The 14,985-nt window shown below is 39.9% G+C and carries 16 protein-coding genes and 2 other annotated features; all 16 genes read right to left on the bottom strand.

Annotated features, from left to right (window positions below):
- Positions 1 to 68: 68 nt before the first annotated feature.
- A complete protein-coding gene (gene rpoB / locus NST21_RS00665) occupies positions 69 to 3,638 on the bottom strand; it encodes a DNA-directed RNA polymerase subunit beta (protein WP_053349070.1) in 3,570 nt (1,189 codons plus the stop codon).
- A 238-nt stretch (positions 3,639 to 3,876) separates the two neighbouring features.
- Positions 3,877 to 4,482, bottom strand: coding sequence for a class I SAM-dependent methyltransferase (locus tag NST21_RS00660; protein WP_340892434.1), 606 nt, complete (start codon positions 4,480 to 4,482; stop codon positions 3,877 to 3,879).
- Between the two features lie 190 nt (positions 4,483 to 4,672).
- Positions 4,673 to 5,032: a 50S ribosomal protein L7/L12 gene (gene rplL / locus NST21_RS00655; RefSeq protein ID WP_053349071.1), complete on the bottom strand. Its 360-nt coding sequence runs from the start codon at positions 5,030 to 5,032 to the stop codon at positions 4,673 to 4,675.
- A gap of 65 nt (positions 5,033 to 5,097) precedes the next feature.
- Complete coding sequence (rplJ, locus tag NST21_RS00650) at positions 5,098 to 5,598, bottom strand: 50S ribosomal protein L10 (RefSeq protein WP_056521822.1); 501 nt, start codon at positions 5,596 to 5,598, stop codon at positions 5,098 to 5,100.
- A gap of 39 nt (positions 5,599 to 5,637) precedes the next feature.
- Positions 5,638 to 5,788: a sequence feature (ribosomal protein L10 leader region), on the bottom strand.
- A gap of 46 nt (positions 5,789 to 5,834) precedes the next feature.
- The gene (rplA, locus tag NST21_RS00645; RefSeq protein ID WP_056521819.1) at positions 5,835 to 6,530 is read right to left on the bottom strand and encodes a 50S ribosomal protein L1; all 696 of its coding nucleotides are present in this window, start codon (positions 6,528 to 6,530) and stop codon (positions 5,835 to 5,837) included.
- 104 nt (positions 6,531 to 6,634) lie between these two features.
- Positions 6,635 to 7,060, bottom strand: coding sequence for a 50S ribosomal protein L11 (gene rplK / locus NST21_RS00640; protein ID WP_053349074.1), 426 nt, complete (start codon positions 7,058 to 7,060; stop codon positions 6,635 to 6,637).
- Positions 7,061 to 7,234: 174 nt separating this feature from the next.
- The gene (nusG, locus tag NST21_RS00635; RefSeq protein ID WP_053349075.1) at positions 7,235 to 7,768 is read right to left on the bottom strand and encodes a transcription termination/antitermination protein NusG; all 534 of its coding nucleotides are present in this window, start codon (positions 7,766 to 7,768) and stop codon (positions 7,235 to 7,237) included.
- 257 nt (positions 7,769 to 8,025) lie between these two features.
- On the bottom strand, positions 8,026 to 8,208 hold the full coding sequence (secE, locus tag NST21_RS00630) for a preprotein translocase subunit SecE (RefSeq protein ID WP_053349076.1): 183 nt from the start codon (positions 8,206 to 8,208) through the stop codon (positions 8,026 to 8,028).
- A gap of 54 nt (positions 8,209 to 8,262) precedes the next feature.
- Entirely contained in the window at positions 8,263 to 8,412 is a 150-nt protein-coding gene (gene rpmG / locus NST21_RS00625; RefSeq protein WP_082527447.1) for a 50S ribosomal protein L33, read from the bottom strand.
- Between the two features lie 206 nt (positions 8,413 to 8,618).
- Complete coding sequence (gene sigH, locus NST21_RS00620; protein WP_098175004.1) at positions 8,619 to 9,251, bottom strand: RNA polymerase sporulation sigma factor SigH; 633 nt, start codon at positions 9,249 to 9,251, stop codon at positions 8,619 to 8,621.
- 85 nt (positions 9,252 to 9,336) lie between these two features.
- A complete protein-coding gene (locus NST21_RS00615; RefSeq protein WP_053349078.1) occupies positions 9,337 to 9,846 on the bottom strand; it encodes an NYN domain-containing protein in 510 nt (169 codons plus the stop codon).
- 4 nt (positions 9,847 to 9,850) lie between these two features.
- Positions 9,851 to 10,594 (bottom strand): 23S rRNA (guanosine(2251)-2'-O)-methyltransferase RlmB, encoded by a 744-nt coding sequence (gene rlmB, locus NST21_RS00610; protein ID WP_056521815.1) that lies wholly within the window; start codon positions 10,592 to 10,594, stop codon positions 9,851 to 9,853.
- Positions 10,591 to 11,013 (bottom strand): Mini-ribonuclease 3, encoded by a 423-nt coding sequence (locus NST21_RS00605; protein ID WP_053349080.1) that lies wholly within the window; start codon positions 11,011 to 11,013, stop codon positions 10,591 to 10,593. The genes rlmB and NST21_RS00605 overlap by 4 nt, the downstream gene beginning before the upstream one ends.
- 3 nt (positions 11,014 to 11,016) lie before the next feature.
- Positions 11,017 to 12,414, bottom strand: coding sequence for a cysteine--tRNA ligase (gene cysS / locus NST21_RS00600; RefSeq protein WP_056521812.1), 1,398 nt, complete (start codon positions 12,412 to 12,414; stop codon positions 11,017 to 11,019).
- Position 12,415: 1 nt separating this feature from the next.
- Positions 12,416 to 13,066, bottom strand: a complete 651-nt coding sequence (gene cysE, locus NST21_RS00595; RefSeq protein WP_340887290.1) for a serine O-acetyltransferase — start codon at positions 13,064 to 13,066, stop codon at positions 12,416 to 12,418.
- Positions 13,067 to 13,151: 85 nt separating this feature from the next.
- Positions 13,152 to 13,401: a binding site (T-box leader), on the bottom strand.
- 42 nt (positions 13,402 to 13,443) lie between these two features.
- On the bottom strand, positions 13,444 to 14,901 hold the full coding sequence (gltX, locus tag NST21_RS00590; protein WP_056521807.1) for a glutamate--tRNA ligase: 1,458 nt from the start codon (positions 14,899 to 14,901) through the stop codon (positions 13,444 to 13,446).
- Positions 14,902 to 14,985: the final 84 nt, after the last annotated feature.

The following is a 14,985-nucleotide window of genomic DNA, read 5'->3' as shown; positions in this document are numbered from 1 at the left end:
ATCTTAAAAGAAACATCTTGCTGCCAGTCAGAGCGGATAATATATAAATTGATGTGTTTATATTTAATTTATTCTTTAGCTGGTGCCCCTACTTCGGAAGCAACCATATCTTTTGTTTCTGAATCAAGGCTTAATTTGTCTGCTTGGTTGGCTTCTTCTTCATCTTCCAAGTCACGCATTTCAATTTCACGGTCTTCGGCATTAAGAATTTTAACATCCAATCCTAAGCTTTGAAGTTCCTTAATCAATACTTTGAAGGATTCAGGGACACCAGGCTCAGGGACATTTTCACCCTTGACAATCGCTTCGTAAGTCTTCACACGACCGACGACATCATCTGATTTAACGGTAAGGATTTCTTGTAATGTATAAGCAGCACCATAAGCTTCAAGTGCCCATACCTCCATCTCACCGAAACGCTGTCCACCAAATTGCGCTTTACCACCAAGTGGCTGTTGCGTAACAAGGGAGTAAGGTCCAGTTGAACGAGCATGAAGTTTATCATCAACCATATGTGCAAGTTTAATCATATACATGACACCAACAGACACACGGTTATCGAATGCTTCACCTGAACGTCCGTCATAAAGGACAGTTTTTGCATCACGGGACATCCCAGCTTCTGCAATCGTACCCCAAACATCTTCCTCAGTAGCACCATCGAATACCGGCGATGCTACATGAATGCCAAGCGCGCGTGCTGCCATACCTAAGTGAAGCTCCAGCACCTGCCCGATGTTCATACGTGATGGTACACCCAATGGGTTTAACATGATGTCGACCGGTGTGCCATCTGGTAAGTAAGGCATATCTTCTTCAGGAAGAATCCTAGAGATTACCCCTTTGTTACCATGACGTCCAGCCATTTTATCGCCTTCGTGGATCTTACGTTTTTGAACGATATATACACGCGCAAGTTGGTTTACACCAGGAGGTAGTTCATCGCCATCTTCTCTGTTAAATACTTTAACATCAAGAACGATTCCACCGCCGCCGTGAGGTACACGAAGTGATGTATCACGTACTTCACGTGCTTTTTCACCGAAAATTGCATGTAATAAACGTTCTTCAGCAGTCAATTCTGTTACACCTTTAGGCGTAACTTTACCAACTAGAAGGTCTCCGTCTTTTACTTCAGCGCCGACACGGATAATTCCGCGCTCATCAAGATTGCGAAGCGCATCTTCCCCAACATTCGGGATATCACGTGTGATCTCTTCCGGTCCCAATTTCGTATCACGGGACTCAGACTCATATTCTTCAATATGAATAGAAGTGTACACATCATCTTTAACTAAACGTTCACTCATGATGATGGCATCTTCATAGTTATATCCATCCCAAGTCATGAAGGCAACTAATACGTTACGTCCAAGCGCTAACTCACCTTTTTCCATTGAAGGACCATCAGCAAGAATCTCACCTTTTACAACGTTGTCACCAACACTTACGATTGGGCGTTGGTTATAGCACGTTCCTTGGTTGGAACGGATGAATTTTAATAAACGGTATTTATCAATGTTTCCTTTTACTTGCTGTCCGTCAACCTCACTTACCCTACGTACCCATACTTCACGTGATTCAACGTGTTCTACGATACCAGGATGTTTACAGATGACAGCAGCACCAGAGTCTTTCGCTGAAACATATTCCATACCTGTTCCAACACGAGGGGCTTCTGGTTGAAGCAAAGGCACTGCTTGACGTTGCATGTTCGCTCCCATAAGGGCACGGTTGGAGTCATCATTTTCCAAGAAAGGAATACATGCTGTCGCGGCAGATACAACCTGTTTAGGAGATACATCCATGTAATCTACGCGGTCACGCGGTACAACGGTATTTTCACCGCGGAAACGAGCAACGACGTCATCATCAAGGAATGATCCGTCATCTGATAGACGAACATTCGCTTGAGCAACTACATAGTTATCTTCTTCATCAGCTGTTAAGTAATCAATTTGGCTAGTAATTTTACCTGTCTCAGGATCAACACGACGATATGGTGTTTCGATGAAACCATACGGGTTTACCTTTGCGAAACTAGATAATGAGTTAATCAAACCAATATTTGGTCCCTCAGGCGTTTCAATCGGACACATACGGCCATAGTGGGAGTAATGAACGTCACGTACTTCAAAGCCCGCACGTTCACGTGTTAAACCACCAGGTCCCAATGCAGATAGACGACGTTTATGCGTCAACTCAGCCAACGGGTTAGTTTGATCCATAAATTGAGAAAGCTGAGAGCTTCCAAAGAATTCTTTAATAGATGCAATAACTGGGCGAATGTTAATTAGTTGCTGTGGAGTGATTGTATTCGTATCCTGAATAGACATTCTTTCACGAACGACACGTTCCATACGAGATAAACCAATTCTAAATTGGTTTTGCAGCAATTCACCAACAGAACGCAGACGACGGTTTCCTAAATGGTCAATATCATCTGTGATTCCTACACCATGCAATAAGTTAAAGAAATAGCTAATAGAAGAAATGATATCAGCCGGTGTAATGTTTTTAACCTGGTCGGTCACGTAAGCATTACCGATGATATTAATCACTTTTTCGCCTTCAGCATCGTTTGGTGCAAATACTTTAATAGGTTGAAGAAGAGTTTCTTCTTCTACCACACCACCAGATGGGTGGAATGTTTTAAAACCGATTCCCGCTTCAATATGAGGCAGAATTCTATCAAGAGTCCGACGGTCAAGCATTGTACCTTTTTCAACTATAATTTCCCCTGTTTCTGGATCAATCAAAGTCTCCGCAATACGTTGCCCAAACAAACGGTTCTTAATATGCAGTTTTTTGTTTATTTTATAACGACCTACGTTAGCTAAATCATAACGTTTTGGATCAAAAAAGCGGGATACTAAAAGACTTTTCGCGTTATCGACTGTAGGTGGTTCACCTGGGCGTAGACGCTCATAAATTTCTAGTAATGCTTTTTCCACACTCTCAGTGTTGTCCTTTTCAAGAGTGTTACGAAGGTATTCATTGTCACCGATTAAATCAATAATTTCTTGATCGGTTCCGAATCCAAGCGCACGCATCAATACCGTAATAGGCAATTTCCTAGTGCGATCGATTCGAACATACACAACATCCTTGGCGTCTGTTTCGTATTCGAGCCATGCGCCACGGTTAGGAATAACGGTCGCAGAGAATCCAAGCTTACCGTTTTTATCCATTTTACCATTGTAGTAAACACTCGGTGAGCGCACTAATTGGGATACAATTACCCGTTCTGCACCATTGATGACAAATGTACCTGTTTCAGTCATCAGAGGGAAGTCGCCCATAAATACATCCTGGTCTTTTACTTCCCCTGTTTCTTTGTTAACAAGGCGCACTTTCACACGAAGTGGAGCAGAGTAAGTAACATCGCGTTCTTTTGTTTCTTCCACAGAGTACTTCGGTTCAGCTAGGCTGTAATCGATGAATTCTAATGATAAATTACCTGTAAAATCCTCAATAGGAGAAATATCCTGGAACATTTCTTTTAAACCTACATCTAGAAACCATTGATAAGAAGCTGTTTGAATTTCAATCAGATTCGGAAGATCCAAAACCTCACTGATTCTTGCATAACTTCTACGTTGGCGGTGTCGTCCATACTGAACAAGTTGACCTGTCAACTGATTCACCCCTTAAATCAAGCGTTATAAGGATCAATTTGCCTCGGAAAAGGAATCATTTCCATAGACAAAAAGAAAATGGTTTTTATTTTAAAAACCACTATTTCTCATAAAACGAACTATTATTTATATATTTTTCCCATATTATCCATTGGTTATACACCAATGGTATAAAAATTGCATAGTTACGGAATTATATATATGCATTTTATAATACTAACATAGCGAAATTTTAGAGTCAAACCTTTTTGGATAATAGTATATAGTAACCCTTTTTCTTAACTGGCACTTCAATATTTCCAAATAATTGCTCCATTTTATCCATGGCGGATGGTGCACCTTGTTTTTTTTGAATGACAACCCATAATTCTCCACCAGCTACCAAACTTCGATAGCTTTCTTCTAAAATTTCGTGGACAACACTTTTACCTGCGCGAATGGGAGGGTTCGTAAGAATTGCAGCGAATTGATTGGAGCCAACTTTGTCAAAACGATCACTTTCGAATATTTTTACATTGGCGATCCCGTTAGAAGCGGCATTCTCTTTTGACAATTCAACTGCCCGGCTATTTATATCAATCATTTCTATTGTTCTATCGGGATAAGCTGCTGCAATTGATATTCCAATTGGTCCATAACCGCAACCTACATCAAGAATATCTCCTTCCACAGCTTCATTAAGATTAAAGGTTTCAACCAAAAGACGAGAACCAAAATCAACTTCTTTTTTTGAAAAAACGCCATTATCGCTTTTGAAGCGGAAAGTACGTCCCTTTAATGTAAAATCCCAAAATTTCGGATTGCTTACGACATCCGGTTTATGTGAGTAGTAATGCTCTGTCAGAGTCATCTCCCCCTATCAGAAAGGAATATTGAAGATTTAATGAGAGAAGAGATTTGAAGAATGGATGCTTGCATGCCGTTAAGTTTGTAGAATCTTTTAACCAAACTATTAACAGCGATTTTCCGTCATTTTCTTTAAAATGAAGAGAAAAAAGCCCGCCAGTGATAGCGAGCTTTTTGTTTATGCAAGATTACTTAACTTCAACGCCAGCTCCAACTTCTTCAAGTTTAGCTTTAACTTCTTCAGCTTCTTCTTTAGAAGCGCCTTCTTTGATTGCTTTTGGAGTGTTGTCAACAAGTTCTTTTGCTTCTTTAAGTCCAAGACCTGTAACTTCACGTACAGCTTTGATAACTTTGATTTTTTGATCTCCAGCAGATGTAAGGATTACATCAAACTCAGTTTGCTCTTCAGCAGCAGCGCCACCAGCAGCAGCTACAGCTACAGGTGCAGCAGCAGTTACGCCAAATTCTTCTTCGATTGCTTTTACAAGGTCGTTTAATTCTAAAACAGTCATGTTTTTAACTGCTTCTAAGATTTGATCTTTAGTCATTGTTATTTCCTCCTCGAAATGGTTGGTTTTTTTTTTTGAATCAATAGGCTAATTAAGCGGTTAGCTTACGCGCCTTGTTCTTCTTTTTGATCTGCAACTGCTTTTGTAGCAATAGCAAGTCCGCGCATAGGTGCTTGTAGCACGCTGAGTAGCATTGAAAGTAGGCCTTCGCGTGAAGGTAGTTCTGCAAGAGCTTTAATTTCTTCTGCAGTTGCAACATTTCCTTCGATAACTCCAGCTTTGATTTCTAACGCTTCATGTTTTTTCGCAAAATCGTTAAGGATTTTTGCTGGCGCAATAACATCTTCAGTTGAGAATGCAATTGCGTTTGGTCCTGTTAATGATTCGTTCAAAGTGCTAAGTTCAGCACTTTCAGCAGCACGACGAGTTAAAGAGTTTTTGTAAACTTTAAACTCAACGCCAGCATCACGAAGTTGCTTACGAAGTTCTGTTAATTCAGCAACAGTCAATCCACGGTAGTCAACAACTACTGTTGATTGGCTTGCAGTTAATTTTTCAGAAATCTCAGCAACGATTTTTTGCTTTTGTTCAATAATTGCGTTCATCCTTACACCTCCTGTAGATTTGCTTGAAAACATTTATACCGTTTCAAAGAAAAAGCCTTCATCTCTATTGCAGACATGAAGGCAGTAATTTCAAAGGTCATAGTCAACGACTATTATTATCGAATTACCTCGGCAGGGAATTAAGCTCTAGTTGAGCACCTACTGTCTACGGTACAAATGATATTCATTTATTCACAACAAAACATATTATAACAATAATAGTTTTGGAATGTCAATTATTTATTGAAAGAAGAAGAATCAACTTTCACACCAGGGCCCATTGTAGTTGTTACAGAAACGTTTTTCATGTAAGTTCCTTTAGCAGCCGCAGGTTTCACTTTCATTAACGTATCATAGATAGTAGTGAAGTTTTCCACTAGTTTAGCATCCTCGAAAGATACTTTACCGATTGGAGCATGGATGTTACCAGCTTTATCTACGCGGTATTCAACTTTACCAGCTTTGATTTCGTTAACAGCTTTTGTTACATCAAATGTAACTGTGCCTGTTTTTGGGTTAGGCATTAAACCTTTAGGTCCTAAAACGCGACCAAGTTTACCAACTTCACCCATCATGTCTGGAGTCGCAACGATTACATCGAATTCGAACCAACCTTGTTGGATTTTGTTGATGTAGTCAGATTCGCCAACGTAGTCAGCACCAGCAGCTTCAGCTTCTTTTGCTTTTTCGCCTTTAGCGAATACTAATACGCGTTGAGTTTTACCAGTACCATTCGGTAGAACAACTGCTCCACGAATTTGTTGGTCTGCTTTCTTAGGGTCTACACCTAAACGGAAAGCCACTTCAACAGTTGCATCGAATTTTGCGAAGTTAGCTTTTTTAGCAACTTCAATTGCTTCAGTTACAGCATAAGCCTTAGAAACTTCTACAAGCTTAGCTGCTTCAAGATACTTTTTACCTTTTTTCGCCATGATATAAATCCTCCTAAATTGTGGTTTTAACGGTATAACCTCCCACGAATAAAGGTTGCGAGTATCAATCGCAACCCCGTAGAAACAAATAGCAATTACATGGATTAGTCTTCGATGACAATACCCATGCTGCGAGCAGTACCTTCAACCATACGCATTGCAGCTTCAACGTTTGCAGCGTTTAGGTCAGGCATTTTAGTTTCAGCAATCTCGCGCACTTGATCACGCTTGACTGTAGCAACTTTTTTACGGTTAGGTTCACCAGAACCAGACTCAATACCTGCTACTTTCTTAAGCAATACAGCAGCGGGTGGAGTTTTTGTAATGAATGTAAATGAACGGTCTTCAAATACCGTGATTTCAACAGGAATAATTAGACCAGCTTGATCTGCTGTACGAGCGTTGAACTCCTTACAGAATCCCATGATGTTTACACCAGCTTGACCTAATGCAGGACCAACTGGGGGAGCCGGATTCGCTTTACCAGCAGGAATTTGCAATTTAACCATTTTAATTACTTTTTTAGCCACGAGACACACCTCCTTATAAGTCCGTGATGTGGTAATAGGGATATACCCTCCCACTCATCTTGAATTCTTTATATATTAATAAAGAATACTTGTATCGTTGAGGCCTAAAAATTGAAACATACTGACCTTTGAAATTTTACCACTTTCAAATGGCAATTTCAAGTTTTTTTCCGTTTATAATTTTTCCACTTGATTAAAGTCAAGTTCAACTGGCGTATCACGGCCAAACATATTAACTAGAACTCTTACTTTACCTTTATCTTTATCAAGTTCTTCAATAGGACCTGCAAAGGTTGCAAATGGTCCTTCTTTAACCTGAACGGTATCGCCGATTTCAAAATCAACTTCGATTTTGCTTTCATCAACGCCCATCCGCTTAAGAACGACTTCAATTTCTTCAGGAAGAAGCGCTGTCGGTTTAGATCCAGCTCCTGACGAACCCACAAAACCTGTTACGCCAGGTGTATTCCGAACTACATACCAGGAATCGTCCGTCATAATGATTTCCACTAGTACATACCCTGGGAATACTTTCTTTTTCGTTACTTTCTTTTTGCCATCTTTAATTTCTGTTTCTTCTTCTTCAGGAACTACAACTCGAAAGATTTTGTCTTCCATCCCCATTGTTTCAACACGTTTTTCCAAGTTAGCCTTAACCTTGTTCTCATAACCTGAATAGGTGTGAACTACATACCAATTCTTTTCCATGTGTTAGGACTTTAACGTCCTTCCCTCCCTGCAACAATCATTTTCTTTATTAAACTTTATCTTTGAACGTTTTAGCCAAAAATCAATCCCCGGCGTTATCCCGACTTAACTAGAATATATTGTGATAATTCATTTTACAGCAGTGCTGAATTTTGAACTTCTTCACTTCTTAAAAAAGACAAATTAAAAAACCCGTTTCCGGGCTTTTCTGCTGACACATATTATTCTATCACTATTATACCTTATTTTCGAATCTCTTATTCAATAACTAAGCGAATTAATTCGGAAATGCCCAAATCTACCACCGTAAAGAATAAAGCCATAAACAATACAGTTGTTACTACCACGATTGTATATTTGGTAAGCTCTTTGCGTTTCGGCCAGCTTACTTTTTGCATTTCGCGAGCCACTCCGCTGAAAAATTCGGTCAAGCGTTTCATGAATGTATCCTCCAAGCATTAGACAGCTTCTTTGTTAATCTATTAATAAAACGGTTATTTCGTTTCCTTATGAATCGCGTGTGAATTGCATGTACTACAAAATTTCTTTATTTCAAGGCGTTCGCTGCTTGTTGATTGATTACTTTCATAACTATAATTTCTTGAACCACATTCAGTACAAGCTAGAACAATTTTTTTTCTCATTTGATACACCTATCCTATCTACTATATCCATAAAACCTTATCACGACTGTCTTTTATTGTCAATAATAAAGCGGGCTGAGCCCATCCCAGTATAGATAATCGTGTATCGAAAACCTTTGTTTCTTAACATCCAATTTCAAATCTTAGTGAATAAAACTTCCAAGTGGAGATGGGACAGATGAGATTAAGCGGAAAAAGCGGAGGGATTATAAACTGATTTCCCTTACTTCCAAATAGCGCTCGAGCTTTCTTTTCACCCGCTGAAGGGCGTTGTCGATTGACTTCACATGTCGGTTCAACTCTTCCGAAATCTCTTGGTAAGTTTGTCCATCTAGGTAAAGAGCTAACACTTTTCTCTCCAGATCACTCAGAAGCTCGGCCATCTTTAATTCGATATCGTCAAACTCTTCTTGATTGATAATCAGCTCTTCCGGGTCTAAAACTTTTGTACCCGATATTATATCCATAAGAGTTCGATCGGATTCCTCATCATAAATAGGCTTGTCCAGGGAAACATAGGAATTGAGCGGAATATGCTTTTGACGCGTTGCTGTTTTAATAGCTGTAATGATCTGCCTCGTAATACATAGTTCGGCAAACGCTTTAAAGGAGGATAACTTATCACCTTTAAAATCACGGACGGCTTTATATAAACCAATCATACCTTCTTGAACGATGTCTTCCTTATCTGCACCAATTAAGAAATAAGTCCTTGCCTTTGCTCTAACAAAATTACGATACTTTTGGATCAAGTAATCCAGCGCTTCACTGTCTCCAGTGTGTACCAACTCTATCAATTCATCATCATCAAACTGCAGATACTTTTCGTTCAGTTTCATTCCGAATTTGAGACCCACATTATATCCCCCTGACCTGACTCAGATAGAAATATTATACAGCAGGTAAAAATTACCCGTCAATGGTTCAAATCTTCCCTCGACGCCATTTTTCGAAAATTTCTGCAACTTCTTCACTTAAAGGGATTTTAGCAGCGGGTTTTATTATGGTTGTTTTTTTTACATCTTTCTCAATTTCCCCTTGAATTTCTTCCATCTCAATAAGAAGTTCGCGGGCAGATTTCCTTAGAGCCCCTTGGCCAAATATCACCCACTGCTCCGTGAAGTCGGAAGTCGCCACTTGAATCTGCGTTTTGATATTATTCAGTTCAATGGCCATCTTTTCTATTCTCTCATCAGCAGTTTCATTTTCTTTTGTAAAAATTACATCTACCTTATGATTTTTGAATATCCGGGCAATTCCTTGAACATATTGGGCGTCAAATACGACAATTACGCGATACCCGGTAAAGGCTTGATATTCCGCCATCATTTCAATTAACCGGTCCCTTGCAGCAGCAAGATCCCGTTCTTTCAATTCTCTCAGTTCCGGCCAGGCCCCAATAATGTTGTAACCGTCCACTAACAGAATATTCATCCCATTATTGGCCTAAAGGATTTCTTTTTCTATAGACCTCATACATCAATAAACCAGCTGCTACCGATGCATTTAACGACGTTACTTGTCCTGCCATAGGGAGACGGATGAGGAAATCGCATTTTTCCTTCATTAAACGGGCCATTCCTTTACCTTCGCTACCAATTACAAGTCCAATGGGCATCTTGCCGTCCATGTTACGGTAATCATCGCTACCTTTCGCATCTGTACCGACAATCCAGACACCACGCTCTTTTAACTCTTCAACTGCTCTTGCTAAATTCGTAACACGAGCAACTGGAATATACTCAATTGCACCGGTCGATGCTTTCGCTACTGTTGCCGTTAATCCCACTGCTCTCCGTTTTGGAATAATGATTCCATGGGCTCCGACAGCATCTGCTGTTCTCATAATTGATCCTAAATTATGTGGATCTTCAACTTCATCAAGAATCATGAAAAATGGCGCTTCATCCCGTTCTGCCGCTTTGGCGAATAAGTCATCCAATTCTACATATTCATAAGCCGCCACTTGTGCGACAACACCTTGATGAATACCATCTGCCATTTGATCAATTTTTTTCTTTGGAACAATTTGCACAAATACCTTCTTTTCTTTAGCAAGACCAATAAGTGGTTGCATTGACCCTTTTTGTGAGCCTTCTGCTATCCAAATTTTATTTATATCCCGTTCGGAGCGAAGTGCTTCCAATACGGGGTTTCTTCCAATGATGTATTCTTCACTCATGGGTTACTCCCCTTTTCTTCTTCAATGAATTCAATAGATTTTCTAATAAGCTCTTCCATTCTTTCTATTCGACCGGATAGATACAGAAAGCCCATAAGAGCCTCAAAGGCCGTACTGTAACGATACGTTTGCACATCTGTATTCTTCGGAACCGAACCGGATTTCGCATTACGGCCGCGACGGACGACAGCGGATTCTTCTTCTGATAACCAACCTGACTCCAAGAAAAAATGAATAATCCTATTTTGAGCTTTAGCTGATACAAAAGATGTTGCTTTTTTGTGAAGAAGATTAGGCTTGACCGCTCCTTTTTGAATGAGATGATGCCGGATATACGTTTCATATACGGCATCACCTATATAGGCTAGAGCAAGACTGTTTAACATTTTTTCATCTACTTTATTATCGTAATGAAGCATCAATTACCCTCTTTTCCATCTTGTACCTTGAGGGGTATCCTCTAATATAATATTCATGTTTTTCAAGCGGTCACGAATTTCATCAGATAACCCAAAGTTGCGATCTTTCCGCGCTTGAATTCTCTGCTGAATCAAGCCTTCAATTTCTTCATCCAACAACCCTTCTTCTTCTAGAGACAAACCTAGAACTGAAAACAGTGTTTGGAATTCTTCAAGGAAAGCCTCAATTACTTCCTTGTCGGTATTTTTCTCCATCAAGTAATAATTTGCTTGCTTGGACAGTTCAAAGAGAATGGATATCGCGTTAGCTGTGTTAAAATCATCGTCCATTTCTTGAATGAACTGTTCATGTAACGCATTTACTTTCTCCAGCCAAACATCATTATTCTCAGTCAACCCATCGCTTACTTGCAGACGATGCTTTAAGTTTTGGTAAGATGTTCTTAAACGATCAAGTGCCGCTTTTACATTCTCTAGTACTTCTTCGCTGTAATTGATAGGATGGCGGTAATGTACGGATAACATGAAGAAGCGTAGCACTTGTGGATCATGCATCTGAATGATTTCATGCACAAGAACAAAATTGCCTAAGGACTTAGACATTTTTTCATTATCAATATTGATATACCCGTTATGCATCCAATAATTCGCAAAGGTCTTGCCCGTTAATGCCTCAGATTGTGCAATTTCATTTTCATGATGGGGAAAAGCTAGATCTTGGCCGCCTGCGTGTATATCAATTGTATCACCCAAATACTTTCTGACCATGGCAGAGCATTCGATATGCCAACCAGGACGCCCCTTACCCCATGGACTCTCCCAAGATATTTCACCTTCCTTAGCCGCTTTCCAAAGGGCAAAATCCAGGGCATCTTGTTTTTTCTCACCAATTTCAATGCGTGCCCCAACTCGCAGCTCATCGATGGATTGGTGGGACAACTTTCCATACCCTTCAAATTTACGAGTTCGGTAGTACACATCACCTTCAGATTCATAAGCGAATCCTTTTTCAATCAATGCCGAAATAAATTCAATAATTGTATCCATGTTCTCCATCACGGTCGGATGTGCATCCGCCTTTTTGCAACCAAGCGCAGAAACGTCTTCAAAATACGCCTTAATAAAACGTTCTGAAATGGTCGGGACATCTTCCCCCAATTCTTTTGCTGCGCGAATGAGTTTATCATCAACATCTGTGAAATTCGAAACAAATTGAACTTCATACCCACGATAATCTAAATATCTTCGAACGGTATCAAATACTATTGCGGGTCTAGCATTTCCAATATGAATGTAATTGTAGACAGTAGGTCCGCACACATACATTTTCACCTTTCCTTCTTCAATCGGAACGAAGGCTTCTTTCTGTCTTGTAACTGTGTTATATATTTTAATTGCCATATTATAAACTCCTTTCTTCCTGCCTCTGCTCAGCCAACTTCGCTCTTAAGGCAAGGATTTCTTTATCCATTTCCTTGAAACGGTCAGCAATCGGATCAGGAAGATCTGAATGATTTAAGTCTTTATTGATTTTGATACCATCTCGAATGACTACTTTACCTGGAATGCCTACCACCGTTGAATTAGGAGGTACTTCCTTTAAAACGACAGAACCTGCACCGATTTTTGAGTTTTCACCGACAGTGATGGAACCCAGCACTTTTGCTCCTGTTGCAATCAATACATTATCTTTTATCGTAGGATGGCGTTTTCCCTTTTCCTTACCTGTTCCTCCAAGCGTGACCCCTTGAAAGACAGACACATTGTCGCCAATTTCACATGTTTCACCAATGACGATCCCCATTCCATGGTCAATGAAAAATCGACGGCCTATAGTAGCCCCTGGGTGAATTTCAATCCCGGTAAAAAACCGACTGATCTGAGAAATACTTCTCGCTAGGAAAAAAAACTTCTTCTTGAAAAGTGCGTGAGCCATTCTATGACTCCAAATTGCATGTAAACCAGCATACGTTAAAATAACTTCAAAATAACTACGCGCAGCAGGATCTTGATCAAAAACCACTTCGATATCCTCTTTAAACATCTTGAACAAAATGATTCCCCCCTATGTTCCTTCCTTTTCTAACATCCCCTCATAAACCTTTTAAAGCATATAAAAAAGCGCCTCTGTCCTAATAGACAGAGACGCTCTAAGCGCGGTTCCACTCTGTTTGGAATGGTTTCCAGCAGGTAAAAAGCACCCCTGTTTTTCCATTCCCAACTTTTATCCCTATAACGGAGGATATTCCGCCTGTGCCTACTAGAGGTTAGTTCAGCAAAGGACTCAAGGGTGCATTTCAGAAAACGAGAGGCTTGAACCACTTTCAGCAGGTTATGGTTCTCTCTAATAAGCTTCGTTTACTTACTTCTCCCCATCTACGCGTTCTTTTGTAAGATTATTAAATACTATATTACATTTTTGACAAATTGTTAATATAAAATACTTTGAATACGTTGTTTAATTTTTTCTTTGCCAAGTAATGAAATAGCTTTAGGCAAGTCAGGTCCATGTGTTTGACCAGTCACAGCTGCACGAATTGGCATGAATAATTTTTTCCCTTTATGCCCTGTGCTTTTTTGTACAGCTTTAATTGACTTCTTGATTTCGTCGGCCTTAAATTCCTCCAGCCCTTCGATTTCTTGAAGGAAAGCATTCATGACTTCTGGTACTTGTTCTTCTGCTAGGACTTCTTTCGCTTCAGTCTCAAACTCGACCTCATCCTTGAAAAATAGTTCAGACAGCTCAACAATTTCCGCTCCATAGCTCATCTGCTCTTGATAAAGAGAAACAAGCCCGTGTACCCACTCTTCTTCTTCAGCAGTTAGGGACGCAGAAACCTTCCCAGCCTTGATTAAGTGTGGCATAGACAATTCCACTGCACGATCCTCATCCAATTGCTTCACATATTGGTTATTCATCCAAGTAAGCTTTTGCTTATCGAAAAGTGCAGGCGATTTAGACAATCGATCAGCATCAAAAAGATTAATAAACTCTTCTTTTGAGAAGATCTCTTCCTCGCCGCCCGGTGACCATCCTAGTAAAGTAATGAAGTTGAATAACGCTTCAGGCAAATAACCCAACTCTTCATATTGCTCAATGAATTGAATAATCGATTCATCACGTTTACTTAGTTTTTTTCGGCTTTCATTTACAATTAGAGTCATATGACCGAACACAGGCGGTTCCCAACCGAATGCTTCATAAATCATTAATTGCTTTGGAGTATTGGAGATATGATCATCACCGCGAAGAACATGGGAAATCTTCATCAAGTGATCATCCACCGCTACCGCAAAGTTATAAGTTGGAATACCATCTTTTTTAACGATAACAAAGTCTCCAAAACCATCTGTCTCAAACGATACATCATCCTTAACCATATCTTTGAACGTAAGGACCTTACCCGAAGGAACGGCAAAACGAACGCTAGGCTTTCTGCCTTCTGCCTCTAGTTTCACTTGCTCTTCATCAGTTAAATGCCTGCACTTCCCTGAATACTTTGGTGTTTCATTACGTTCAACCTGTCCTTCCCGCTCTGCTTCAAGTTCCTCTTCCGTACAATAGCATTTATAAGCCAAGCCCTTGTTCAGAAGCTCTTGATACAATTCTTGGTACAGGTCGTTTCTCTCTGATTGACGATACGGGCCATATTCCCCGCCAATATCAACACCTTCGTCCCAGTCCATACCAAGCCATTTTAAATATTTCAGCTGACTTTCTTCGCCGCCTTCAATATTTCTCTTTTTGTCGGTATCTTCAATCCGGATGATGAATTTCCCGCCTTTATTTCGTGCGTATAAATAATTAAATAAAGCCGTCCGTGCATTTCCTATATGTAAATGTCCAGTCGGACTCGGTGCATAGCGAACTCGAATATCGCTGCTCATGATATATCTAGACCTCCCAGTCTTTCTTTTCTATCGTTTATTTTATCATTTAAATTCATTGGGATAAAGGCATCCACTCTAAAA

It is taken from the genome of Peribacillus sp. FSL K6-1552, assembly GCF_038005205.1.
Classification (GTDB): domain Bacteria; phylum Bacillota; class Bacilli; order Bacillales; family DSM-1321; genus Peribacillus; species Peribacillus butanolivorans.
The sequence above is the reverse complement of the archived record's forward strand: the minus strand, read 5'-3'. Positions and strand labels throughout refer to the sequence as shown.